Annotated in this window: 21 protein-coding genes; 15 read left to right on the top strand and 6 right to left on the bottom strand. The window is 72.6% G+C overall.

Annotated features, from left to right (window positions below; genetic code table 11):
* The first annotated feature begins 9 nt into the window (after positions 1-9).
* On the top strand, positions 10-1,659 hold the full coding sequence (locus ACFQS7_RS03725) for a heparinase II/III family protein (protein ID WP_380065668.1): 1,650 nt from the start codon (positions 10-12) through the stop codon (positions 1,657-1,659).
* Between the two features lie 211 nt (positions 1,660-1,870).
* Here ACFQS7_RS03725 and ACFQS7_RS03730 read toward each other — a convergent pair whose 3' ends face one another.
* The 3 genes from ACFQS7_RS03730 to ACFQS7_RS03740 all read right to left on the bottom strand — a co-directional run bounded on the left by ACFQS7_RS03730 (position 1,871) and on the right by ACFQS7_RS03740 (position 4,916).
* Positions 1,871-2,992, bottom strand: a complete 1,122-nt coding sequence (locus ACFQS7_RS03730) for a glycosyltransferase family 4 protein (RefSeq protein WP_380065669.1) — start codon at positions 2,990-2,992, stop codon at positions 1,871-1,873.
* An 83-nt stretch (positions 2,993-3,075) separates the two neighbouring features.
* Complete coding sequence (locus ACFQS7_RS03735) at positions 3,076-3,993, bottom strand: glycosyltransferase family 2 protein (protein ID WP_380065670.1); 918 nt, start codon at positions 3,991-3,993, stop codon at positions 3,076-3,078.
* Positions 3,990-4,916: a glycosyltransferase gene (locus tag ACFQS7_RS03740; RefSeq protein WP_380065671.1), complete on the bottom strand. Its 927-nt coding sequence runs from the start codon at positions 4,914-4,916 to the stop codon at positions 3,990-3,992. Before ACFQS7_RS03740 ends, ACFQS7_RS03735 begins: the two co-directional genes overlap by 4 nt.
* A gap of 262 nt (positions 4,917-5,178) precedes the next feature.
* Between ACFQS7_RS03740 and ACFQS7_RS03745 the strand changes: the two genes are divergently transcribed.
* The 9 genes from ACFQS7_RS03745 (at position 5,179) to ACFQS7_RS03785 (ending at position 14,618) form a co-directional block, all read left to right on the top strand.
* Positions 5,179-6,546: a carbohydrate porin gene (locus tag ACFQS7_RS03745; protein ID WP_380065672.1), complete on the top strand. Its 1,368-nt coding sequence runs from the start codon at positions 5,179-5,181 to the stop codon at positions 6,544-6,546.
* Positions 6,547-6,596: 50 nt separating this feature from the next.
* Positions 6,597-7,580: an aldo/keto reductase gene (locus ACFQS7_RS03750; protein ID WP_380065673.1), complete on the top strand. Its 984-nt coding sequence runs from the start codon at positions 6,597-6,599 to the stop codon at positions 7,578-7,580.
* A 123-nt stretch (positions 7,581-7,703) separates the two neighbouring features.
* A complete protein-coding gene (locus ACFQS7_RS03755) occupies positions 7,704-8,681 on the top strand; it encodes a Bug family tripartite tricarboxylate transporter substrate binding protein (RefSeq protein ID WP_380065674.1) in 978 nt (325 codons plus the stop codon).
* Positions 8,682-8,784: 103 nt separating this feature from the next.
* On the top strand, positions 8,785-10,362 hold the full coding sequence (gene purH, locus ACFQS7_RS03760; protein WP_380065675.1) for a bifunctional phosphoribosylaminoimidazolecarboxamide formyltransferase/IMP cyclohydrolase: 1,578 nt from the start codon (positions 8,785-8,787) through the stop codon (positions 10,360-10,362).
* 26 nt (positions 10,363-10,388) lie between these two features.
* Positions 10,389-10,997 (top strand): carbonic anhydrase, encoded by a 609-nt coding sequence (locus tag ACFQS7_RS03765; RefSeq protein ID WP_380065676.1) that lies wholly within the window; start codon positions 10,389-10,391, stop codon positions 10,995-10,997.
* 144 nt (positions 10,998-11,141) lie between these two features.
* A complete protein-coding gene (locus ACFQS7_RS03770) occupies positions 11,142-12,167 on the top strand; it encodes a DNA recombination protein RmuC (RefSeq protein ID WP_380065677.1) in 1,026 nt (341 codons plus the stop codon).
* A complete protein-coding gene (locus ACFQS7_RS03775; RefSeq protein WP_380065678.1) occupies positions 12,164-13,408 on the top strand; it encodes a NupC/NupG family nucleoside CNT transporter in 1,245 nt (414 codons plus the stop codon). The genes ACFQS7_RS03770 and ACFQS7_RS03775 overlap by 4 nt, the downstream gene beginning before the upstream one ends.
* A gap of 41 nt (positions 13,409-13,449) precedes the next feature.
* Entirely contained in the window at positions 13,450-14,184 is a 735-nt protein-coding gene (locus tag ACFQS7_RS03780; protein WP_380065679.1) for a DUF4336 domain-containing protein, read from the top strand.
* Positions 14,185-14,195: 11 nt separating this feature from the next.
* Entirely contained in the window at positions 14,196-14,618 is a 423-nt protein-coding gene (locus ACFQS7_RS03785) for a cupin domain-containing protein (protein WP_380065680.1), read from the top strand.
* A gap of 97 nt (positions 14,619-14,715) precedes the next feature.
* Here the strand turns inward: ACFQS7_RS03785 and ACFQS7_RS03790 are convergent, their stop codons facing one another.
* Entirely contained in the window at positions 14,716-15,114 is a 399-nt protein-coding gene (locus tag ACFQS7_RS03790) for a cupin domain-containing protein (protein ID WP_380065681.1), read from the bottom strand.
* A 158-nt stretch (positions 15,115-15,272) separates the two neighbouring features.
* On the opposite strand from ACFQS7_RS03790, the gene ACFQS7_RS03795 reads away from it, so the two are divergent.
* The 4 genes from ACFQS7_RS03795 (at position 15,273) to ACFQS7_RS03810 (ending at position 19,937) form a co-directional block, all read left to right on the top strand.
* A complete protein-coding gene (locus ACFQS7_RS03795) occupies positions 15,273-16,619 on the top strand; it encodes an aspartate aminotransferase family protein (protein WP_380065682.1) in 1,347 nt (448 codons plus the stop codon).
* Positions 16,619-17,626: an amino acid ABC transporter substrate-binding protein gene (locus ACFQS7_RS03800; RefSeq protein WP_380065683.1), complete on the top strand. Its 1,008-nt coding sequence runs from the start codon at positions 16,619-16,621 to the stop codon at positions 17,624-17,626. The genes ACFQS7_RS03795 and ACFQS7_RS03800 overlap by 1 nt, the downstream gene beginning before the upstream one ends.
* Before the next feature lie 85 nt (positions 17,627-17,711).
* Positions 17,712-17,903 (top strand): CsbD family protein, encoded by a 192-nt coding sequence (locus ACFQS7_RS03805; RefSeq protein WP_380065684.1) that lies wholly within the window; start codon positions 17,712-17,714, stop codon positions 17,901-17,903.
* A 546-nt stretch (positions 17,904-18,449) separates the two neighbouring features.
* Positions 18,450-19,937, top strand: coding sequence for a polysaccharide pyruvyl transferase family protein (locus ACFQS7_RS03810; RefSeq protein WP_380065685.1), 1,488 nt, complete (start codon positions 18,450-18,452; stop codon positions 19,935-19,937).
* A gap of 184 nt (positions 19,938-20,121) precedes the next feature.
* On the opposite strand, the gene ACFQS7_RS03815 is transcribed toward ACFQS7_RS03810, so the two are convergent.
* Entirely contained in the window at positions 20,122-21,366 is a 1,245-nt protein-coding gene (locus ACFQS7_RS03815) for a class I SAM-dependent methyltransferase (RefSeq protein WP_380065686.1), read from the bottom strand.
* 73 nt (positions 21,367-21,439) lie between these two features.
* The gene (locus ACFQS7_RS03820; protein ID WP_380065687.1) at positions 21,440-22,330 is read right to left on the bottom strand and encodes a hypothetical protein; all 891 of its coding nucleotides are present in this window, start codon (positions 22,328-22,330) and stop codon (positions 21,440-21,442) included.
* Between the two features lie 112 nt (positions 22,331-22,442).
* On the opposite strand from ACFQS7_RS03820, the gene ACFQS7_RS03825 reads away from it, so the two are divergent.
* Positions 22,443-23,093, top strand: a complete 651-nt coding sequence (locus ACFQS7_RS03825; protein WP_380065688.1) for a hypothetical protein — start codon at positions 22,443-22,445, stop codon at positions 23,091-23,093.
* Positions 23,094-23,254 lie beyond the last annotated feature (161 nt).

Genomic DNA, 23,254 nt, shown 5'->3' on the forward strand with positions numbered 1-23,254 from the left:
GGTAGGCCGATGCGCGAGCTGATCCGGGGCACCCGCCGCTTCATCTCCGGCCTCAAGCCGGTGAAGGTGCCGGACGCGCCGGCGCGGTCCTTCCGCGACCTGTGGCCCGGCGATGCCGGCCGCGGCGCCCGCCTGCTGCGCGCGGAATTCGAGGTGCTGGGCACCACCCGGCGGCTCGAGCCGGGTGGCGACGGCTGGACCGAGTCCGCCGGCCCGGTCACCTGGCGCGCCGCCGCGCATGGCTTCGCCTGGCTGCGCGACCTCCGCGCGCTGGGCACCGACACCGCCCGGATGCGCGCCCGCGACCTGGCCGAGGACTGGCTGGCGCGCGGCGCGGCCGAGACCCTGGCCCAGGCGCCGGAAGTCGCCGCCGCCCGGGTCTCCGCCTGGCTCGGCCATTGGGATTTCCTTGCCGCCACGGCGGAGGACGGGTTCCAGAAGAAGCTGCTGGTCCGCCTCGCCCAGGACGCCCGCGGCGTGGTCGGCAGCCTGCCGGCGGAGGCGATGCATCGCGGCGCCCTGGTGACGCTGAAGGGCGCCATCGCCGCCGCCGTGGCGCTGGAGGAGGAAGCCTGGATGACCCGGGCGCTTCGCTTCCTGCCCGGTGAACTGGAACGCCAGTTCCACCCCGATGGCGGGCATGTCGAACGCTCCCCGGCGCAGCTGCTGCTGGCGCTGCAGGACCTGATCGAGATCCGCAACCTGCTGCATGGCGCCGGGCTGAACCCGCCGCCGCTGCTGGCCACCGTGCTGGAACGCGCCGGCCAGGCGCTGCGGCTGTTTCGCCACGGCGATGGCGGCCTCGCCCAGTTCAACGGGACGCGGGAGGACGGGCCGGGCCTCGTCGACCTGGTGCTGACCCAGGGCCAGGCCCGCGGCCGCGCGCCGCTGCTGCTGGAGGAGAGCGGCTTCCACCGGCTGCAGGCCGGCCGCACCCTGATCATCGCCGATGCCGGCGCGCCGCCGCCGCTGCGGGCGCGCGACAACGCCACCGGCCTGCCGCGCGGCGCCGACCGCTTCGCCCATGCCGGCACGCTCAGCTTCGAGATGTCGATCGGCCGCGACCGGCTGATCGTGAATTGCGGCGCGGCACCGGCGGCCGAGACCGATTGGCGCGACGCGATGCGCGCCACCGCGGCGCATTCGACCCTGGTGCTGGCCGATACCAACTCCTCCGAGTTGAAGGACGAAGGCCTCGGCCGCCGGCCGGAGCGGGTCGAGGGCGACCGGCAGGAAGCCGACGGCGCGCAATGGCTGGACGCGGTGCATGACGGCTGGCGCAAGCCCTTCGGCGCGCAGCACCGCCGGCGGCTCTACATCGACCGCAACGGCGACGACCTGCGCGGCGAGGACCTGATCGAGATGGCCGAGCCGGGCACCCCGGTGCCGGGCTTCCTGCTGCGCTTCCACCTGCATCCGGCGGTGATCGCCACGCCGCAGATCGACGATGCGGCGGTGCTGCTGAAGCTGCCCTCGAACCAGTTCTGGCGGCTGCGGGCCAAGGGCGCCAAGGTCGCGGTGGAGGAGAGCCTCTATCTCGGCGGCGGCGAGCCGCGGCGGACCAGCCAGATCGTGCTCACCGCCGAGCCGGGCGCCAACACCGTACAATGGGCGATCGGCCGGGTGCCGGCGGCGGGCGGCGAGGCAACGGAGGGCTGAACCGGGGCGACAGCGGCCTGCGGGCGAAAGCCAACGCGGCACCGCCGTGGCAGCCTGATGTCAGCGCCGCTCCATGCGTCCGGGCGCGCGCGCCCACCGGCGGCCTGCGCTACAGTGGTCTGCGTTCGAAAGCGAAGGCCGCACCGCTGCGACTCGTTGTTTCCAGGGCGGATGTACGCGCCCGGGTGTTCACGCCCGCCCGCGATCCGTTCTAGAGCCCCAGCAGGTCGAGCGTCCGGCCCACCACCTTCTGCTCGGTGTAGCATTGCAGCGCCCTTTGCCGGCCGGCCTCGCCCAGTCGGGCGCGGCGGGCCGGATCCTGCGCCAGCGCCTCCAGCGCGGCGGCCAGCGGATCCACCGTGCCGGGCGGCACCAGCAGGCCGGTCTCGCCCGCCACCACCATCTCGCGCGGGCCGCGGATATCGGTCGCCACCACCGGCAGTCCGCAAAGCATGGCCTCGATCACCGACATCGGCAGGCCTTCGAAATGCGAGGGCAGGGCGAAGACATCCGCCCCGGCCAGCAGCCGCGGCACGTCGGTGCGGTAGCCCAGCCGACGGAAGCGCGGGCCGAGCTCGGCCGCCGCGGCGGCGAAGAGCGGTTCCATGTCCTCGCCATGGTCGCTCGGCAGCCGGTCGCCGACCACCCAGAGCACGCAATGCGGCGGCAGCGCCCGCAGCGCGGCCAGCAGTTCCGGATAGCCCTTGTGCCGCACCAGGCGGGAGACGGCGATGATGACGCAGTCGCCCTGCCGGGCGCCGAGCTCCGCCCGCACCGCCAGGCGCGCCGCCGGGTCGGGGCGGAAGGCGGCGGGGTCGCGGCCGTTGCCGACCGCCACCGGCTGGCGGTGGATGCCCAGGCGGCGGGCGTCCACGGCCTCCTCCGCGCTGACGGTCAGGTAGGTGTCGGTGATCCGTCCGGCGGCGAATTCCAGGCCGAAGGACAGCGCCCGGCGCCACCAGGGGCCAGGCTGGTTGAACAGGAAGCCGTGGCAGGTATAGGCGATCCGTGGCCTGCCATGGCGGCGCGCGACCCGGGCGGCCAGCCGCGCCAGCACGCCGCTGATCGGCATGTGGCCCTGCACCAGGTCGAAACCCTCGGTGCGGAAGATGCGCAGCAGGGCGCGGAAGGCGCGGTACTGCGCGACCGGGTTGAGCGAACGGGCCATCGGCACCGGGATGATCCGGAACCCCTCGCTCCGCGGCAGGTCGAGCAGCGGTCCTTCGGCGCAGAGGCCGACGACCTCATGCCCGCGTTCCCGCGCGCCGCGCATCAGCGGCAAGAGGAAATGGCGCAGGGCGAAATCGACGTTGATGACCTGGGCGACCTTCACCCGTCCTGGATAGGACGCCGCCGCTTACGTTTCGCTTCACCACCCGGTCAGATGCGACCACACGGATCACATAGGAGAGAGGTTCACGAGAAGAGCCGGCCGCGCAGCATCCGCAGCCCGAGCTGCGCCGCGATGGCACCGTCCAGTGCCAGCCGCACCAGCTTGGGCATGCCGGGAAAATTCTGCCGGAAGTAGCGCCGGAAGCTGCGCGCCTTGTGGCGTTCCACCACCGCCTTGGGCGCTTCGCTGGTGCCGCCGAGATGCCGCACCACGACATCTGGGGCGAACAGGATCTCGCCGCCGCCGCGGCGGAACCGCAGGCAGAGGTCGAGATCCTCGACATGCAGGAAATAGCCCTCGTCGAAGCCGCCGATGCGCCAATAGGCCTCCCGCCGCAGGAACATGCAGGCGCCGCTGATGGCCGGGACCGGGGTGATCCGCGCCGGCAGCGGGGTGCGGTGCAGGTTCAGCCGCAGGCCGGGGCAGAGCCGGTGCAGCCGCAGCGCCTCGACCAGGGCGGAGACCGGGGTGAGCAGGCGGCGCCGGCTGCCGGCCTGGTCCTGCCCGGCCCCGTCCAGGATGCGCGGGCCGATCATCCAGGGGGACGGCAGCGTTGCGGCATGCCGCCGCAGCCGCGCCAGCGCATCCGGGGCCAATTCGCCATCCGGGTTCAGCAGCAGCAGGGCGTCCCCACGCGCCGCCCGGGCACCGAGGTTGCAGGCGGCGCCGAAGCCGATATTGCCCTGGCCGGTCAGCAGCCGGAGCCGTGGCTCGCGCGCCGCCCAGGCGGCCAGCATCGCCGCCGTCTCCGGCGGGTTGCCGTTGTCGACCAGCAGCACTTCCACCGGCCGGTCCTGTGCCAGGGCGGAGGCGACCGCCCGCTGCAGCGCCGGGCCGGTCTGGTAGCTGACGATGACCACCGAGGTCAGCGCCGCCCCGGTCGCCGGCCCGGTCGCCGCAACGGGCCGCGGCGGGGCGGCGGTCCCGGCCACCGCGTTCATGGCGCGGTGCCGCGCGCGGGCGGCAGCGGCGCCAGGGCGAACCAGGCCGCCATGGCGAGGTCCTGCACCCGGCTCTGCCGATAGAGCCCGGCCTGGCGCGCCAGCCGCAGCCGGCCGAGCGGGCCGCGCCCGCGCATGCCGCGCAGCAGGACGAGGACGCGTCGTGCCTCCTCCGCCAGCAGCGGCTCGACCGCCGCGAGGCAGTCCAGATGCGCGCCGACCATCGCGGTGAAGCCGCGCGGGCCACGCCGCAGCGCCCGGCTCAGGCGGTCGAGCAGCGGCGGGTCGGCGCCGATCGTGTTGCCGCCGTGCTGGCGGTAGAGCAGCGCCGGTTCGGGGTCGAACAGCACCCGCCCGCCGGCGCCGGTCACCAGGATATAGGCCCACCAGTCATGCATGGAGCCAGGCGGCGGCGGTGGCGCGGCGAGCAGCAGGGCGCGGGCCGCCGGGTTCAGCACGATGGTGCAGCCGGTGGCGATGTTCTGCACGATGGCGTTGCCGAAGCCGGGCGGCCGGCCGGGCAGGCTGCTCTCGCCGAGCGGCCGGAGCGCCGCGTCGACCAGCCGCTGCCGGGCGCATGCCAGCGCCGGAATGCCGGGCGGGACGGCGTCCAGCGCGGCGACGGCGCGGGCGGTCTTGGCCGGCAGCCAGACATCGTCCTGGTCGCAGAAGGCGAAGAAGGGCGCGTCGTCCGGCGCCGCGGCCAGCAGGGCGAGGAAGCCGCGGGCGGCGCCGAGCCGGCCTTCCGGCTGGTCCAGCCGTCGTGCCGCGGCGCCGGTCTGCCGTGCCCAGGCGCCGATCACCTCGGCCGAGGCGTCTTCGGAGCCGTCGTCGCGCCAGAGCAGGGAGAGCGGTGGGCCGGCCTGGTCGCTGAGGCTGTCCAGCTGTTCGGGCAGGAACCGGGCGCCGTTGCGCACGGCCATGAGGACTGCGCCACCGGGGCGGGCCATCGAAGAATGCCTCGAAACGACTTGGTCCGGGCGGACCGGCCAATGGATCGGGGCGCACGATGCCGATTCCGTGATCAAATATCAACCAAAAGTTGATATTACCGGTTTGCTACCTTTAAACAGCAGTTCAATCAGGCACGGTTGCCTTGTCGCGGAGGCGTCGCTAGTTCCGCGTATGCTTTTGATTTTGCTGAAGAAACTCTATCGACCTCTTCATATGAACAGGTCTGCATCCGTGGCCTGTTTGCTCGCCTGGCTGGTCGCCTGGCCGGCCTGGGCGCAGCATGGCGGTGGCCTTGGCGTGGCGCCGCCGCCGGGCCCGGCCGAGGCGGCGATCTTCCCCGACCTCGCGGCACGGCAGCAGGCGCTGGAAGCGGCAGGCTGGATGGTCCGCGGCCAGTCGACCTTCGTGCAGCAAGTCCACCCGGCCTTCCGCGCGCCCTATCGCGGCGAGAACAGCCTCGGCGCCGGCGCCCAGGGGCGCAACACCCTCTCGCTCGATGTCCTGCTCGGCCGGCGGCTTTGGCAGGGGGCCGAGGTGATCGTCGACCCGCAGGTCTCGCGCGGCTTCGGCCTGTCCGGCACCCGCGGCCTGGCGGCCTTCCCGAACGGCGAGGCCTTCCGGGTCGGCAGCGACATGCCGACCCTTTATGTCGCCCGTGCCTTCCTGCGGCAGACCATCGCCCTGTCCGGCGAGCGGAGCCCGGCGGAGCACGACCCGCTGCGTTTCGCCGGCAGCCTGCCGCGCGAGCGGATCACCCTCACCGCCGGCAAATTCCCGGTCTTCGATATCTTCGACGACAACCGCTATGCGCATGACCCGCGCACCCAATTCCTCAACTGGGCCTTCGCCTCTGCCGGGGCCTTCGATTTCGCCAACGACGCCAAGGGCTTCACCAACGGCGTGGCGCTGGAATGGGAGTCCGGCGCCTGGGGTCTGCGCGGCGGCGCCTTCCAGGTGGCCAAGCGGATCAATTCGCTCTCGCTCGACCCGCAGCCATTGCGCGGTTTCCAATTGCTGGCCCAGGCCGACCGTTTCTACGACTGGGGCGCGCGGCCGGGGGCGCTCCGCCTGCTGCTCGGCCTGTCCCGCACCCGGGCGCAGCGCTGGGAGGCGCTGGTCGAGGGCGACATCACCGCGACCGAGGTCAGCCCGACCGGCGCCTCCACCACCAAGACCATGGCGGTGCTGAACTGGGAACAGGAATTGCGCGACGACCTCGGCGCCTTCGCCCGGGCCTCCTGGAACGACGGCCGGACGCAGAACTGGATGTATACCGAGATGGACTGGGCGGTCTCCGCCGGCCTGTCCTGGACGGGGCAGCGCTGGGGACGGGCGGCGGACACGGTCGGCCTGGCCGGCAATGTCGGCGGATTGTCGCCCGGCCATAGGCGTTTCCTCGAGGCCGGCGGGATCGGCTTCATCACCGGCGACGGCAGGCTCCGTTACCGGGCCGAAGTGGCGGCCGAGGCCTATTACCGCTGGCGCGCCGCGCCGGGCACCGATGTGACGGCCGACCTTCAGGTCTTCGGCAACCCCGCCTACAACGCCGATCGCGGCCCGGTGGCGGTGCTGGGGCTACGGCTGCGCACCGCGTTCTGAACCTTGGCCTGCCGCCCGGCGTTGCGCCTCGAACCACCGAGGCTCCGCCGATGTCCGCCACCACCCGTTTCGCCCCGCCCGGTCCGCTCGGCTTCGGCGGGGCGCCGCTCGGCAACATGTTCGCCGCGATCGACGAGGCGACCGCCGAGGCCTCGCTGGGGGCCGCCTGGGATAGCGGCGTCCGCTACTACGACACCGCGCCGCATTACGGCGCCGGCCTGTCGGAGCACCGCTTCGGCCATGTGCTGCGGCAGCGGCCGCGCGAGGAATTCGTGCTCTCGACCAAGGTCGGCCGGCTGCAGATCCCCGACCGCAACGCTCCCCGCACGGTGCAGGTCTTCGTCGACGCGCTGCCCTTCCGCCCGGTCTACGACTACACGGCCGACGGCACGCGCCGCTCGATCGAGGACAGCCTGCAGCGGTTGGGGCTGTCGCATATCGACATCGCCTATATCCACGACATCGCCGAGGACACCCATGGCGCGGCCTGGGAAGGCCTGTTCGACCAGGCGATGGACGGCGCCGCGCAGGCGCTGACCCGGCTGCGGGAGGAGGGGGTGATCCGTGCCTGGGGCCTCGGGGTGAACCTGACCGAGCCCTGCCTGCGGGCGCTGGACCGGGCCGACCCGGATGTCTTCCTGCTGGCCGGCCGCTACAGCCTGATCGACCATGCGGCGCTGGATGCGCTGTTCCCGGCCTGCGCCGCGCGCGGCGTGCACGTGGTGGTGGGCGGGCCGTTCAATTCCGGCCTGCTCGCCGGTGGCAAGACCTTCAACTATGCCGTGGCGGCGCCGGCCGAGGTGATGGCGCGCGACCGGGTGGCGGCGGTCTGCGGCCGGTACGGGGTCGATATCCGCGCCGCGGCGCTGCAATTCTGCGCCGCGCACCCGGTGGTCGCCTCGGTCATCCCCGGCGCCAAGGGCGCGGCGCGGGTGCGGGAGAACGCCGCGCTGATGCGGGCGCCGATCCCGGCCGATTTCTGGCAGGCGCTGAAGGCGGAGGGACTGCTGCCCGAGGCGGCGCCCACCCCCTGACCGCCTGCTGGCACGCCGATTGCGGACCCGGGGCGGTGGCGGCCGCCCGGGGATGATCCGGGGCGGGGCCGCCCCCTGCGCGGGCATCGCCGCGCCGGCCCTGCGCAGATCGAAGGCACCGCCATGCTCCGCCGTATGCTCCTCACCGCCGCCGCCGGCAGCCTTGCCGCGCCCGGCCTGCTGCGCGCCCAGGCCGGGCCATGGCCGAGCCGGCCGGTGCGCATCATCGTCCCCTACGCGCCGGGCGGGGCGTCCGACATCATTGTCCGGCCGCTGACCGAAGGCCTGGAGAAGGCCTTCGGCAAGCCCTTCCTGGTGGACAACCGGACCGGCGCCGGCGGGTCGGTCGGCACCGCCGCGGGCGCCATGGAGAAGCCGGACGGGCACACGCTGCTGGTCAGCAATACCGGGCCGCTGGCCATCGCCCCGGCGCTGTTCCCCAACCTGGCCTATGACCCGGCGAAGAGCTTCGCCTGGGTCGCCATGCTGGCCGGGGCGCCGATCGCCTGCGCGGTGAGGGGCGACGGGCCGATCCGCTCGATGCAGGACTATGTCGCGGCGGCCAGGGCGAAGCCCGAGGCGGTCAGCTTCGGCTCCTCCGGCGTCGGCACGCTCGGCCACCTGACCGGCGTGCTGTTCGGCATGGAGGCCGGGGTGCAGATGCTGCACGTGCCCTTCCGCGGCGCGGCGGAGGCGCAGCAGGCGGTGCTGTCGGGCAATACCGAGAGCCTCTGGGACACCGTAGGGGCCAATGCGGCGGCGATCCGGGCGGGCGGTCTGCGCGGCTTGGGGATCTCCGCCCAGGGGCGGATCGCCGCGGTGCCCGGGGTGCCGACGCTGGCCGAGCAGGGCTTCCCGCGGGTGGTCGCCACCAACTGGTTCCTGCTGGCGGCGCCGGCCGGGCTCGACCCTGAGATCGCCGCGAAGCTGCGCCTGGCGGTGCAGGAGGCACTGGCCGGCGCGGTGGTGAAGGAACGGCTGGAGGCGGCGGGGATCGTCTCGCTCGGCACCCCGGGCGCGGCCGAGATCGGCGGCTTCGTGGCGCAGGAGGCGGAGCGCTGGGGCAAGGTCGTGCGCAGCGCCGGGATCAAGCCCGCGTAGAGCGGACCACCGGGGCGAGGCCCGGTGGCCGGATTCGCGCCCGCAGCCGGTTCCGGCCGCGGGCGATCTGGTCTATGCCGCGGCCCTTCCCGGAGTTGCCCCGATGACCGATCCCGTCCCCGTTCGCCGCGCCCTGCTGTCGGTGTCCGACAAGACCGGCCTGGTGGAATTCGCCCGTTTCCTGGCGGGGCAGGGGGCGGAGATCCTGTCCACCGGCGGCACGGCGAAGGCGCTGCGCGAGGCCGGCATCGCGGTGAAGGACGTGAGCGAGCACACCGGCTTCCCGGAGATCCTGGACGGAAGGGTGAAGACCCTGGTGCCGCAGGTGCATGGCGGGCTGCTCGGCCGGCGCGACCTGGCCGACCACCGGGCGCAGATGGCCGCGCACGGCATCGCCCCGATCGACCTGGTGGCGGTCAACCTCTACCCCTTCGAGGCGACGGTGGCGAAGGGCGCCGGCTTCGACGACTGCATCGAGAACATCGACATCGGCGGCCCGGCGATGATCCGCAGCGCCGCCAAGAACCATGCCCATGTGGTGGTGCTGACCGAACCCGGCCAGTTCGCCACGGTGCAGGCGGAGATCGCGGCCACGGGCGGCACCCGCCTGGCGACCCGGAAGGCGCTGGCCGCCGCCGCCTACGCCCGGACGGCCGCCTACGACGCCGCCATCAGCGGCTGGTTCGCCGGCCAGCTTGGCGAGGAATTCCCGCCGCGCCTGGCCTTCGCCGGCATCCTCAGGCAGACGCTGCGGTATGGCGAGAACCCGCACCAGCAGGCCGGCTTCTACCTGGACGGCACGGCACGGGCCGGCATCGCCACCGCGACCCAGGTGCAGGGCAAGGAGCTGTCCTACAACAACCTGAACGACACCGACGCGGCCTATGAATGCGTCGCCGAATTCGACCGCCCCGCCATCGTCATCGTCAAGCACGCCAATCCCTGCGGCGTGGCGGTGGATGACAGCCTGGCCGCCGCCTGGGACCGCGCGCTGCTCTGCGACCCGGTTTCCGCCTTCGGCGGCATCGTCGCCGCCAACCGGACGCTTGACGCCGCCGCGGCCGAGAAGATCGCGGCGATCTTCACCGAGGTGGTGGTGGCGCCCGACGCGGACGAGGGCGCGAAGGCGGTCTTCGCCCGCAAGAAGAACCTGCGCCTGCTGCTGACCGGCGGCCTGCCCGACCCGGCGGCGCCCGGCCTGACCTTCCGCAGCGTCGCCGGCGGCTTCCTCGCCCAGTCGCGCGACGCCGGGCGGATCACCGCCGAGGGGCTGAAGGTGGTGACGCAGCGGGCGCCGAGCGCGCAGGAGCTGGAGGACCTGATCTTCGCCTTCCGGGTCTGCAAGCACGTCAAGTCCAACGCCATCATCTATGCCAAGGGCCTGGCCACCGTCGGCATCGGCGCCGGGCAGATGAACCGGGTGGAATCCTCCCGCATCGCCGCCTGGAAGTCGGAGGCCGCGGCCAAGGCCGCCGGCCTGGCCGAGCCGCTGGCCCGCGGCAGCGTCGTGGCGTCCGACGCCTTCTTCCCCTTCGCCGACGGGCTGGAGACGGCGGCGGCCGCCGGCGTCACCGCGGTGATCCAGCCGGGCGGGTCGATCCGCGACGCCGAGGTGATCGCCGCGGCCGATGCGGCGGGGCTCGCCATGGTCTTCACTGGAATGCGCCACTTCCGCCACTAAATGCGGCGGGGCTTTGGGGCTGGACCATGGAACGCTTGATCGACGGCTACCGCCGCTTCCGCGCCGAGACCTGGCCGCGCGAGAAGGCGCGGTTCGAGGAATTGGCGGCGCAGGGCCAGAGCCCGCGCACCATGGTCATCGCCTGCTCGGACAGCCGGGTCGATCCGCAGATGATCTTCTCGGCCGGGCCGGGCGAGCTGTTCGTGGTGCGCAACGTCGCCAGCCTGGTGCCGCCCTACATGCCGGACGCCGCCTTCCATGGCACCAGCGCCGCGGTGGAATTCGCCGTGCGGGTGCTGCGGGTGAGCGAGCTGGTGGTAATGGGCCATGCGCTCTGCGGCGGCGTCCGCGCCATCCTGGAAGGCCCGCCGCCGGAGGCCGGGGACTTCGTCGCCGGCTGGATCAGCATCGCCGCCCGCGCCCGCGACGTGGCGCTGCGCTGCGACATCCCCGAAGCGCGGCAGGAGGTCGGGGAGCACGAGGCGGTGCGGATCTCGCTGGCCAACCTGATGACCTTCCCCTTCGTGGCGGAGGCGGTGGCGGCCGGGCGGCTCACCCTGCGCGGGGCGCATTTCGGCGTGGCGACGGGACGGCTGGTGTTGTTGCAGCCCGATGGGTCTTTCGCGGCGGCCTGAGCAAGGCCGGGGGAGAAGGTATTCTCCCCCGGACCCCCTCATCTATTTCTCCGAGTTCAGGCCCGGCCTGCGGGGAGGGGTACTTTTTCCTCCCCGCGATTTTCGCCCGGTGCGAGAGTCGGGGCCGCGACTCGGGGGATCGCCTTGCCTGACTGGCTGCTGCCGCTGCTGGTGCCATTGGCCGCCGCGCTCGCCGGCGCGCTGCTGGTCGGCACCCTCGCGCTCGCCTTCCGCCCGCGCGGCGGCGGGGAGGGCATGCTGATCCTCGCCGACCGGATGGAGGCGCTGTCGGACCGGCTGGACGCCGCCGTCGCGGCGCAGAACGAGCGCCTCGGCCGGGCGCTGGCCGACAGCGCCGACCGCACCCAGGACAGCGCCCGGCGCATCCACGAACGCCTGGCCGTCATCGACGCGGCGCGGGCGAATATCGAGGCGCTGGGCGGCCAGGTGACCAACCTCGCCTCCATCCTCGGCAACAAGCAGGCGCGCGGCGCCTTCGGCGAGGTGCAGCTGCGCGACATGCTGGCCGACCGCCTGCCCGCCGATGGCTGGGCCTGGCAGTTCAGCCTGGCCAACGGCACCCGCTGCGACGCGCTGATCCGGCTGCCCTTCCCACCGGGCCCGATCGCCATCGACAGCAAATTCCCGCTGGAAGCCTGGCAGGCGCTGCGCCGCGCCCCGGACGAGGCTGCCCGCCTGGTCGCCGAACGCCGCATGGCGGCCGATATCCGCAAGCATGTCGACGACGTCGCCCGCAAATACATCTGCCCCGGCGAGACCGCCGAGGGCGCGCTGATCTTCCTGCCCTCCGAAGCGCTCCACGCCGACCTGCACGCGCTGTTCGGCACCCTGGTGGCCGAGGCCGGGCGGCGCGGGGTCTATCTCGTCTCCCCCGGCACGCTCTGGGCGGTGCTCGGCGCCATGCGCGCCCTGATGCGCGACGTCCGCCTGCGGGCCGAGGCACAGGCCTTGCGTCGGGAAGTGGCGAAGCTGGCCGAGGAGACCGGGCGGCTCGACCGAAGGGTCGCCAGCCTGAAGCGGCATTTCGCGGAGATGCAGGTGGACGTGCAGCAGATCGAGACCACGGCGCAGAAGATCACCGCCGCCGGGGCGCGGATCGAGGCGGTGGAGATGGACCCGCCCGCCGCCGCCGCGCGCGCCGCCGAATGAGCCTGCTGCAATTCCAGGCGCTGCTCGGCCTGCCGCTGCTCTGCCTGCTGGCCTGGGCCTGTGGCGGCTGCCGCCGGGGGGTGCGGCCGCGGGTGGTGGTGGCGGGGCTGTTCAGCCAGCTGGCCGTCGCCGGCGCCCTGCTGCACATCCCGCCGCTGCGCGCCGGCTTCGCCGCCGTGGGCGACGCGGTCGATGCCCTGGCGCGGGCGACGCGGGCCGGCACCACGCTGGTCTTCGGCTATCTCGGCGGCGGCCCGCTGCCCTTCGCCGAACTTGCGCCCGGCGGCAGCTTCATCCTGTTCTTCCAGGCCCTGCCGCTGGTGCTGCTGGTCGGCGCGCTGTCGGCGGTGCTGTACCACTGGCGCATCCTGCCGCTGGTGGTGGATGCGCTGGCCGGCGGGCTGCGCCGGCTGTTCGGCCTGTCCGGCGCCTGCAACCTTTCGGTCGCCGCCAATGTCTTCGTCGGCATGGTCGAGGCGCCGCTGCTGATCCGGCCCTGGCTGGCGACGCTGACCCGGGCGGAGCTCTTCGTCTCGATGGTCGCCGGCCTCGCCACCATCAGCGGCAACATGCTGGTGGTCTATGCGACCATGATCGCGCCGGTGGTGCCCGACGCCGCGGGGCAGTTGCTCACCGCCAGCCTGATCGCGGCGCCGGCCTCGATCCTCGCCGCGCTGCTGATGCTGCCCGAGAGCGAGCCTGCCGCGGTCGGGGCGGAGGGGCCGATGCCGCGGCTCTATGACGGCACCATGGATGCGCTGGTGCGCGGCACCGCGGACGGGCTGACCCTGCTGCTCGGCATCATGGCCTCGCTGGTCGTCTTCGTGGCGCTGGTGGCGCTGCTGAACATGGCGCTGGAGCCGCTGGCCGGCCTGACCCTGCAGCGCCTGGCCGGCTTCGCCTTCTGGCCGCTGGCCTGGGCCATGGGCGTCCCGGCCGCGGAATGCGCGACGGTGGCCGAGAGCCTCGGCATCAAGGTCGTGGTGAACGAGTTCGTCAGCTACCTGCAGCTGGCCGCCAGCGGCGGGGCGGGTCTGGCGGAGCGGTCCCGCATCATCCTCACCTATGCGCTCTGCGGCTTCACCAATTTCGCCTCGGTCGGGATCATGGTGACGGGGATGTCGGCGCTGTGCCCCGAACGGCGGGCCGAGATCACCGGGCTGGGGCTGAAGAGCCTGGTCGCGGCCAGCATCGCCTGCTGCATGGCCGGTGCGACGGTCGGCGTGCTGACGGCGCCATAGCGGCTGGGAACGCCGGAGGCCGCCACCATGTTCAGGGGGGCATGCCGCAGGACGTCGCTTATCCCCCGCTCGACCGCCCGAAGCCCGTCGCCGATGGCGTCTGGGTGGTGGATAGCGGCCCGCTCCGGGTGCTCGGCCTGCCCGTCCCGGTGCGGATGGTGGTGCTGCGGCTGGCCGATGGCGGGCTCTGGCTGCATTCGCCGACCCGCTTCTCCCCGGCCCTGGCAGCGGCGCTGACGGCGCTCGGCCCGATCCGGCACCTGGTCTCCCCTGGCACGGCCCACTGGACCCAGATGCAGGCTTGGCAGGCGGCCTTCCCGGAAGCGCGGCTCTGGGCGCCGCACGGGGTGGTGGAGCGGGCGCGGGGCCAGGGCACCGTGCTGCGGGCGCATGGCACGCTGGGGCCGGAGCCGCCGGCGGACTGGGCCGGGCAGGTGGCGCAGGAGACGCTGGCCGGCGCCGGCTTCGTCGAGGTGGCCTTCCACCACGCCGCCAGCCGCACGCTGGTGCTGTGCGACACGGTCCAGGCGATGGAGCCGGCCCGGCTGCCCTGGGCCATGGGGCTGCTGGTCCGGGCGCTGGGCGCGGCCGGGCCGGCCGGCGGCACGCCGCGGCATGTCCGGCTGGTGATGAGGCGACATGCCGAGGCGAACCGTGCGGCTGCCGAGCGACTGCTGGCCCTGGCGCCGGTCAGGGTGGTCTTTGCCCATGGCGCCTGGTTCGCCGAGGATGGCGCGGCCAGGCTGCGCGCAGCCTGGCGCTGGATGCTGAAGTAGGGGGGTGGGTGGTGGAATTGATCTCCATGGGCGGCCTCGAGCTGCGCTTCCTGCAGAGCCGGGAGGCCACCGGCGCCGATGTCGACATGTTTGAGATGACAGTGCAGCCGCAGGCCCGCATGCCGGTGCCGCATTACCATGAGAATTGGGACGAGGCGGTCTACGGCCTGGCCGGGGTCGTAACCTTCACGGTGGCCGGGGCGGAGGTGCCGCTGGGGCCGGGCGAGAGCCTCTTCATCCGCCGTGGCGTTGTACATGGCTTCCGCAACGACGGGCCGGCGCAGGCCAAGTGCCTCTGCCTGCTGACGCCCGCGATGCTGGGGCCGGCCTATTTCCGGGAGATGGCAAAGCTGCTGGCGCGGCAGCCGCCCGACAAGGCGGCGATGGGCGAGGTGATGCGTCGCTACGGATTGGTGCCGGTGATGCCGGCCTGAACCCGCCATGCCCAGGCCGGTCGTGCACGGTGGACCGGACGGCGCGCTGCCCGGAAGGTCGGCACGATTGCAGCCCTCCCGGGTGCCGGCGCCCTGGTCACGGGTGGATCATGTCGAGGAAGGGCATCCCCGGCTCCGAGACATAGACGATGACCACGCGGAGCGGCCCCTGGGTGCGGTTGAAGCCGGTCATCCGCACGCCGTGCGGCTCGACCAGCGCTTCCCCGGCGCGGACCAGGGCCGGTGGGCGGCCCTCCATTTCCAGCGTGAAGGTCCCTTCCAGGACGTAGACGGTCACCGGGTGGCGGTGGGTATGGAAGACGGTGCGGTCGCCCGGACGGAAGCTGGCGGTCAGCACCTGCACCTCCTGCTGCTCCCCGCGCGGCATGCCGGTGACGACCTCCCGCAGCAGCAATTGCGGTCGGGCGAGGGAGGCCTCCTGCGCCGCCAGCGGCGTGGCGGCCAGCGACAGGACCAAGGCGAGCAGCGGACGCATGGCGCGGTCTCCGGACGGGCGGAAGGTGAATGCCCGGGCGAGGGCGCCGGGTCCCTCCGCCGCTGGAGAGGGACATGCGTTGCATCGTGCCTGGCCGCATGGAACGCTCGATCCATGTTCGCCGCGCGCGACGCCTGTCTGCCCGACCCGGAGGAAGCATGAGCCACCTCGTCCACCGCAGCCTGCGGCAGGATCCGCCCATCGCCGTGCGCGGGGAGGGGATCTACCTGTATGACCGCGACGGCCACGCCGTCATCGACGGCTCCGGCGGCGCCGCGGTCGCCTGCCTCGGCCATGGCGAGCCCCGGGTGATCGCGGCGATCAAGGCGCAGCTCGACCAGCTCAGCTATGCGCATACCGCGCTGTTCTCCTGCGAAAGCGCCGAGCGGCTGGCCGACATCATGGTCGGCCATGCGCCGGGCGGGCTGACGCATGCCTATTTCTGCTCCTCCGGCTCCGAGGCGAACGAGGCCGCGATCAAGCTGGCACGGCAGTATTTCCTGGAAGTGGGCCAGCCCCAGCGCACCCGCTTCATCGCGCGGCGGCAGAGCTACCATGGCAACACGCTCGGGGCGCTCTCGGCCAGCGGCAACGCGATGCGCCGGGCGCCCTATGCACCGCTGCTCTCGCCCGCCTTCAGCCATGTCTCGCCCTGCTACGCCTACCGTGACCGCGGCGACGACGAGACCGACGCACAGTATGTCGCGCGGCTGGTGGCCGAGCTGGAGGCCGAGTTCCAGCGGCTCGGCCCCGACACGGTCATCGGCTTCATCGCCGAACCGGTGGTGGGTGCGACGCTCGGCTGCGCCACCGCGCTGCCCGGCTATTTCGAGGGCGTGCGGGCGGTCTGCGACCGGCACGGCGCGCTGCTGATCCTCGACGAGGTGATGAGCGGCATGGGCCGCACCGGCACGCTGCATGCCTGGGAACAGGAAGCGGTGACGCCCGACATCCAGATCGTCGCCAAGGGGCTCGGCGCCGGCTACCAGCCGATCGGCGGCATCCTGGTGCATGGAAGGGTGATCGAGGGGCTGGCCGCCGGCAGCGGCGCCTTCATGCATGGCCATACCTACCAGGCGCACCCGGTGGCCTGCGCCGCCGCCGTCGCGGTGCAGCAGGTGATCGCGGAGGACGGGCTGCTGGACAACGTCCAGGCCATGGGCGCGCTGCTGGAGCAGCGCCTGGTCGAGCGCTTCGGCAACCACCGCCATGTCGGCGACATCCGCGGCCGCGGCCTGTTCTGGGCGATCGAGTTCGTCACCGACCGCGCGACGAAGCAGCCCTTCGACCCGGCGCTGAAGCTGAACGAGCGGGTGAAGCGGGAAGCCTTCGAGAATGGCCTGGCCTGCTACCCGATGGGCGGAACGATCGACGGGCGGCTTGGCGACCATGCCATCCTGGCGCCGCCCTATATCGTCACGCCCGACCAGGTGGACATGATCGTCGACCGCTTCGGCGCGGCGGTGGACGCGGCGCTGGCCAGTTGCAATCCGGGAGCAAGGTGATGAAGGCGTGGCTTCTCGCGGCGACCATCGTCGCCGCCGCGCTGGGCGGCGCCGAGGCGCAGACCTTGGCCGCGGTGAAGCAGCGCGGCACGCTGAACTGCGGCGTCTCCCAGGGCTTCGCGGGGTTCTCCGCGCCCGACAGCCGCGGCGAATACCGCGGGCTGGATGCGGATTACTGCCGGGCACTGGCCGCCGCCGTGCTGGGCGACGCCACCAAGGTCCGCTTCTCCCCGCTCACCGCCCAGGCGCGCTTCACCGCGCTGCAGACCGGCGAGATCGACGTGCTCTACCGCAACAGCACGCAGACCTTCCTGCGCGATGCCTCGCTCGGCCTCAACCAGGGGCCGGTGAATTTCTACGACGGCCAGGGCTTCGCCGTCCGCCGCGATGCCGGCGTGGACAAGGTGCAGCAACTGGACGGTGCCAGCATCTGCGTCGCCCAGGGCACCACGCATGAGCTCAACCTGAGCGACGTCTTCCGCGCCCGGGGGATCAAGTTCAGCCCGGTGGTCTTCGAGCGTGTGGACACGATGTACGACGCCTTCTTCGCCGGCCGCTGCGACGCGATGACGCAGGACGCCTCGGCGCTGGCCGGGGCGCTGACGGTCGCGCGAGATCCGGCCGCCTACCGGGTGCTGGAGGAGGCGATCAGCAAGGAGCCGCTCGGCCCCTTCACCCGCAACGGCGACGACCAATGGGCCAACATCGTGATGTGGCTGCACATGGGCCTGCTGGAAGCCGAGGAGGCCGGCGTCACCCAGGCCAATGCCGAGGCGCGCGCCAAGGAGCCCAACGCCACCGTGCAGCGGCTGACCGGCGCCAGCGGCGAATTCGGCAGCCGGCTCGGGCTCGACAACGGCTGGATGCTGGCGGCGCTGAAGGCGGTGGGGAATTACGGCGAGATCTTCGAGCGCAATGTCGGCCAGGGCAGCCCGCTGAAGCTGAAGCGCGGCTTGAACGGCCTCTGGACCCAGGGCGGGTTGATGTATGCGATTCCGTTTCGCTGACCCGGGCTGGCAACCTTTTCCGCAGGCGTCGCGTTTCGTTGCCGGAAGCCGGGGCGTGCCTGCACCGGCCGAAGGAGGACCAGTCATGGACAAGGATCGCATCGAAGGCGCTGCCAAGCAGGTCAAGGGCGCCGTGAAGGACATGGCCGGCAAGGTCACCGGCGACACCAAGCTGCAGGCCGAAGGCAAGGCCGACAAGGCCGAAGGCAAGGTGCAGAACACCGTCGGTGGCGCGAAGGATGCGGCGCGGGACGCCGTCGACCCCGACCGCACCTGAACCGGACGGCCCGGCGGGCAACCGCCGGGCCTTGACCCGCGGGTCGTCGGCCGGGGCCGCCTTGACGCCTCGGCTGTACCATGGCTGCGAGCGATGCCCTCATGGGCTCCCCCGTTTGGCCATGGCCGGGAATTCCGCGCTGACCTGACCTGCCCGATGCCGGCTTGCCACGTCGCGGTTGTCGCCAATCGGCGCCTCCCCCCCCCCCTAAAACGTTGCTGCAGCGGCCGGCCGAGGTTTCCCACGGCAACCGTGTGGCGCCCCGTGCCCGCGGCAGGTTCGTGCGGGCGGCCGACCTCGATCCGGCGTTCCGCCTGTCGCGGGCCAGGATGTGGAAGCCGCATCTCCAGTCGACCGTGATCGGCTACGCGACCCAAGTACCGGGACGAATGATATCGGCTACGACAGGCTGGCCGTGGCAATCGCGGCGGCTCCGGGGCGATGACCAAGCATTTCACAGGATGGCATTCTGCTGATGCGGCAGGAGTCACCGCTTTACGATTTCGCAACCCCATCCCGACGAGACTGGGACGCCAGGCGGCCGTGATGCCGCCGCCCGGGCAGGCCAGCCAGGAAGGGTGGTGCGACGGGATGACCCTGCGCGTGAGATATGTCGGGCTGGACCGCATCGCCGCGGTCGTGGCGCCCACGGACCGTTGCATCGCGGTGCCGGAATACCTTTTTGCCGCGGCACAGCAGCTTTGGCCGGACCGCAACGTGCTGCCCTATTACGGGCTGCAGCCGGACGATCCGCTGCCCGACCTCGCCATCCTGCACAAGGCGCTGCTGAACCGGCTGAGCCGGCCGGCGCTGCGGGCGATCCTCGATGCCGGGCGGCCGGTCTTCGCCTCGGAGGATTTCCTGCTGGTCCGCAGCGCCTTCTGCGTCGCGGCCGATTCGGTGCGGCTCGACTGGCTGGAGGACGCGGCACGGCTGCGCGCCTGGGCGGCCGCACCGGCGCCGCTGCCGCCCGACCCCGGCGGCACGGCGCTGATCGCCTCGGCCTACGGGCTCGGCAATATCGGCGACGATGCGGTGACCCTGGTCGCCGGGCGGATCGCCGCCCAGGCCGGCTTCCGCCGGGTCATCCTGGCTGGCGCCGTCGCCAGCTTCGACCTGGTGCGGGAGGCCGACCTGGTGATGCTGGGCGGCGGCGGCCTGCTGTACGACACCGCCGATGGTGGTGCATCCCAGGCGCAGAACGTCGCCTATTACGCCGGCCTGCTGCGGCATGCGCAGGATCTCGGCCGCGCCACGGCGGTGCTCGGCATCGGGGTGCAGGGCATCCACACGCCGCTCGGCCGGACAGCCTATGCCGCGGTGCTGCGGCGCGCCGCGCATGTCTCGGTGCGCGACCCGGGCGACCTGCAGGTGCTGCGGGAGGAGGTGGGGGTTGACCAGGCGGTGCTGGCCGCCGATCTCGGCTTCGGCCTGGCCTCCTGGGCCTGGCCGCCGGCGCCCGCGCAGCCGCGGCGCCTGGCGCTGGTCGTCCCCAGTGTGCTCAGCGCCCGGCTCGGGGCAGAGGCGGATGCCGCCTGGATCGGCCTGATCCACGCCCTGGGCGAGGCGCAGGAGGTGGTGATCGTCCAGCATAGCGACGACGACCGCGCGCTCTGCGCCCGGCTGGCCGATGCGACCGGCGCCCGGCTGGAGGTGCTGACCCGGCACGGCGTGGTGCACAGCGCCGAACTCTACCACCGGGCCGCGACGGTGGTCACCGCACGGTACCACGGCCTGATCTTCGGCCTGCTGGCCGGCTGCCGGATGCTGCCGGTGACCACGCCCGGCGGCAAGCAGGGCAGGCTGATCCGCTGGGCGCTGCCCTCGCTCGGCGGCGCGCTGACGCCGCTCGACCGCTTCCTGGGCGGCGAGCCGGCGGCGCTGCTGGCCCAGGCGGCGCAGCCCGACCCGTCCGAGGTCGCCGCGCTGCAGGGGCGGGTGATGGAATTGCCGGGCCAGCTTGCTACGGCATTGGGTGCCCGGCCGCGGCTGGAGACGACGATGGAGGCGATCCGCGCTGCGCTCGCCGCGTGAGTGTGGGGGGAGAATGAGGCAAGGCCAGGGAGGAAGGATTCTCCCTCGATCCGCCTTCACTTCCCTGGGTCGCTGCTCGCCGCGCGGCAAGTGCCAAGCCCGCAGGAATAGCCGGCCAAGGGGAGATCTGCGTGTGGAAGCGAACGATCTTGCCGCGGCAAGCGTCCTGCTCTGCCCGGGCGGACTACCGCACCAGGATCTCGACGGCCTCGATCGCCGCCTGGAAGCCCTCCTCGCAGAACAGGCGCACTTCCAGCGTCTCCATGTCCCGCTCGCCGCCGAAGGGTAGGTCGAGCCAGGCGCCGGCCACGCCGATCATCCCGCCATCCACCTGCCGTTCGGCCAGCAGGTGCCGCCCCGTGCCGCAGGCGACATCCATGCGGGCGCGTCCCTGCGCCGGCAGGCCGGCGCGGAAGCGCAGCCGGGCGAGATAGGTGCCTTCCGCCAGGGTGATGTAGGGGCCGAACAGGCCGGTGCCGGCGGCACCTTCCAGCAGGATCGCATCACCGTCCCGCCGCCCGACCACGGTGTTCAGCCGCGTGTCGCCGCCACCGGCACGGAACACCGGCTGGTCGTGCCGCCGCGCTTCCCAGAGGGTCAGCCAGCCGGGATCGGCGCAGGCCTGGCGCAGCCCGTGCCAGCCGCATTCGGCCAGGGCACGCGCGAAATAGTCGTCGCGGAAGCCCAGCTCCAGCCAGCCGTTCCTGCGGATGGCCCAGAGCGAATTGCCGTCCAGCCGCAATCCCCAGGGCATCGGGAAATCCTGGGTGATGGGCTCGCCGGCGAAGAAGACGCGGCCTTCCGGCACCACCGTGTCCTGCAGCGCGCGCAGCAGGCGCAGGTGGTCGGCGCAATGGTGGAAGCATTCGTAGAATAGCGCGGCATCGAAGCGCCGGTCGCAGCGCTCGGCCCAGAGGAAGTCGTCGTTCACCACCTCGATCTCGACGCCTTCCTGCGCGGCGCGGCGGCGGATCAGCTCGCAGAAGCGTGGCTCGATATCCACCGCCGTGACCCGGTGGCCGAGCTTCGCCAGGGCCAGCGTGGCGTTGCCCCAGCCGGGTCCGAATTCGACGATGCGCGAGCCCGGCGGCAGCGCCATGGCGCGGATCAGCCAGCCGATCGCCATCAGCTGCTCGCCGGTCGTCGTCGAGCTGCCGGTGGAGAAGGGGAAGGGGCGGCGGAGCGCGGCCTCGATGTCGAAGGCGGTGACCTCGTTCGCCGTCTCGTAGTCGCGGCCGGCAATGTCGCGGTAGAGCGCCAATTGCGCCTGGCGATAAGCTTCCGAGAAGGGGTCGGGCGGCAGGCCGCCCGGCGGGTCCATCCGGAGGCCGTCGAAGACGGCGCGCATGGCGTCGTCCGACACCGCCTCGGCGCGGTTGCACGCCTCGATCCTGGCATCGAGTTCCTGGGTGCTGCGGATCACCTGCATGCGGCCTGTCTCCCCTTTTGGTGCGGCGGGCGCCGGCATCATCACGACCAAAGGGTTAAGCAACCCCTTCGCCTCAGTCCCGGGGATGGGCGATCTGGCCGAGCACGACCCAGGGCTGGGTTTCCGAATTCGCCTCGCTCGACAGCCAGGAGCTGCGGATCTCGACGCCGTCGGCATGCTCGCGCGTGCCGAGCGCCACCTGGCGCAGCAACAGCGGCTTCAGCACCGCCAGGCGCCCGGCGTGCCTGGCGTGCAGCGCCCACAGCCCGGCCGCGGGGCTTTCGCGCAGCGCCCGGAACAGCCGGAGCGTCAGCCCGGCGTGGAAATTCCGGAAGGCATCGCTCAGGCGCGGCCGGCCGCCATCGCCGGTCCGGCGGATGCCCAGCGTGTCGGCCTTGCGGGTCTCGCCCAGCCCTTCGATCGTCCCGGTGACCAGCGCATAGGCCGCCATCCCGCGGTCGATCGCCGCGGCGATATCCAACTCCGGCAGCCAGGGCGCAGCATGGGCCAGGGCCAGCAGCGCGGCGCTGTGGCAATCCACGTGGATGTCGCGGCTGCTGCGCAGGCCCATCAGGAAGCCGCCGGCCTCCCCGGTTTCGGGGTGGTGCAGCGGCTGTTCGAATTGCAGCAGCACCTCGACCAGGGCGGCGAGGTCGGCGCGGTAGCGGGCCTCCCCCGTCGCCCGCAGCATGGTGGCGGCGGCCATGATGACGAAGGCGATCTGGCGGGAAAAGACCGTGTTCTCGCCGCGCCAGAAGCCGTCCATGAACTGCGCCCGGTAGGCGTCGAGGCAGCAGTCGGCCAGGCCCTTCGACTCGGCGGCCAGGCCCCGCGGCGCCGCCGCTTCGCCGGCCGCCAGCACGGCGAAGCATTCGGCGAAGGCGTTGATCTCGACGCCGTAGTCGTAGGAGACCGAGAGATCGCGCGGCCAGGCCTCGGGCGGTGCCGCGGCGGCTTCGCGCATCAGGCGTTCCTAGGCCGCGGCCTCCGCATGGATGCCGCCGGCGGTCAGCAGCTTGTCCTCGGCCACCACCAGCCGGGCGCCGGCCGGGGAGGTTGTAGGCGGCGACCACCCGGTGCTGCCGGCCCGCATCCCGCTGCACCACGCGCAACTCGCGCAGTCGGCCGGGGTCGAGCGGCCGGGTGTGGATGGCCAGCGCGAAGCCATGCATCTCCTCCTGCCCGATGCCGTAATGGCTGGCACGCTCGGCCGGCAGCACGAGGCTGCCCGGCGCCTCCGCCCGGTGCCAGCGCGCCACGCCCTCCGGGCCGAGCAGGCCGATGCGGCCGTAATGCACGTTGTTCTCGCCATGGCTGAGGTTGTCATGGCCGATGCTGAGGGTGACGTCGGCGACCGCGATCCCCGGGTCGAGGTCGAGCGCCGCCTCGACCCGCACCCGCATGGAGCCGGCCGCGACGCGATGGGTGCGGGTGGTGCGGCCGAGGCGGTGGCGGGTGCCGTCCACGTCGAAATGCAGGTCGCCGGCACGGTGGGCGCGGAGGACCCCGTCCTCGAGCCGGCTGCCGGATTCGCTGATCGCCTCCCCGACATCCAGGGAGAAATGCCGGTCGCCGTGGCGGAAGCTGACGTAGTTGCCCGTCAGGTACAGGTTCCGCGCGGCCCGCCCGTCATGGAAGCGGATGCCGAGCATGCCGCAGCCAGGTCCCCGCCTGATCGTCGCCGGCTGCGCGTTCCAGCCGCGGCGCGCCGATGCGGCGGAAGATGAAGGGCCCGTCGCACATGTCGATGAGGAAGCGGAGGATCGCCGTCGTCTCATCCGGGGATTGCCGCCAGAGGGCGGGGTGGGAGAGCAGTTCGAGGACCTTGGCGTTGTCGTCGGCCGAGGCCGAGACGTCGCCGCCGGCCGATATTCGGTTTCCACCACGG

It is taken from the genome of Dankookia sp. GCM10030260 (assembly GCF_042666655.1).
GTDB lineage: Bacteria > Pseudomonadota > Alphaproteobacteria > Acetobacterales > Acetobacteraceae > Paracraurococcus.

Bases quoted from the DNA above. Each gene is read 5' to 3' on its own strand.
- ACFQS7_RS03750 (WP_380065673.1), top strand. From the start codon at position 6,597: ATGTCCGCCACCACCCGTTTCGCCCCGCCCGGTCCGCTCGGCTTCGGC.
- ACFQS7_RS03755 (WP_380065674.1), top strand. From the start codon at position 7,704: ATGCTCCGCCGTATGCTCCTCACCGCCGCCGCCGGCAGCCTTGCCGCG.
- ACFQS7_RS03815 (WP_380065686.1), bottom strand. From the start codon at position 21,366: ATGCAGGTGATCCGCAGCACCCAGGAACTCGATGCCAGGATCGAGGCG.
- ACFQS7_RS03725 (WP_380065668.1), top strand. From the start codon at position 10: ATGCGCGAGCTGATCCGGGGCACCCGCCGCTTCATCTCCGGCCTCAAG.
- ACFQS7_RS03790 (WP_380065681.1), bottom strand. From the start codon at position 15,114: ATGCGTCCGCTGCTCGCCTTGGTCCTGTCGCTGGCCGCCACGCCGCTG.
- ACFQS7_RS03765 (WP_380065676.1), top strand. From the start codon at position 10,389: ATGGAACGCTTGATCGACGGCTACCGCCGCTTCCGCGCCGAGACCTGG.
- ACFQS7_RS03735 (WP_380065670.1), bottom strand. From the start codon at position 3,993: ATGAACGCGGTGGCCGGGACCGCCGCCCCGCCGCGGCCCGTTGCGGCG.
- ACFQS7_RS03800 (WP_380065683.1), top strand. From the start codon at position 16,619: ATGAAGGCGTGGCTTCTCGCGGCGACCATCGTCGCCGCCGCGCTGGGC.
- purH (WP_380065675.1), top strand. From the start codon at position 8,785: ATGACCGATCCCGTCCCCGTTCGCCGCGCCCTGCTGTCGGTGTCCGAC.
- ACFQS7_RS03775 (WP_380065678.1), top strand. From the start codon at position 12,164: ATGAGCCTGCTGCAATTCCAGGCGCTGCTCGGCCTGCCGCTGCTCTGC.
- ACFQS7_RS03795 (WP_380065682.1), top strand. From the start codon at position 15,273: ATGAGCCACCTCGTCCACCGCAGCCTGCGGCAGGATCCGCCCATCGCC.
- ACFQS7_RS03805 (WP_380065684.1), top strand. From the start codon at position 17,712: ATGGACAAGGATCGCATCGAAGGCGCTGCCAAGCAGGTCAAGGGCGCC.
- ACFQS7_RS03820 (WP_380065687.1), bottom strand. From the start codon at position 22,330: ATGCGCGAAGCCGCCGCGGCACCGCCCGAGGCCTGGCCGCGCGATCTC.
- ACFQS7_RS03740 (WP_380065671.1), bottom strand. From the start codon at position 4,916: ATGGCCGTGCGCAACGGCGCCCGGTTCCTGCCCGAACAGCTGGACAGC.
- ACFQS7_RS03780 (WP_380065679.1), top strand. From the start codon at position 13,450: ATGCCGCAGGACGTCGCTTATCCCCCGCTCGACCGCCCGAAGCCCGTC.
- ACFQS7_RS03810 (WP_380065685.1), top strand. From the start codon at position 18,450: ATGCCGCCGCCCGGGCAGGCCAGCCAGGAAGGGTGGTGCGACGGGATG.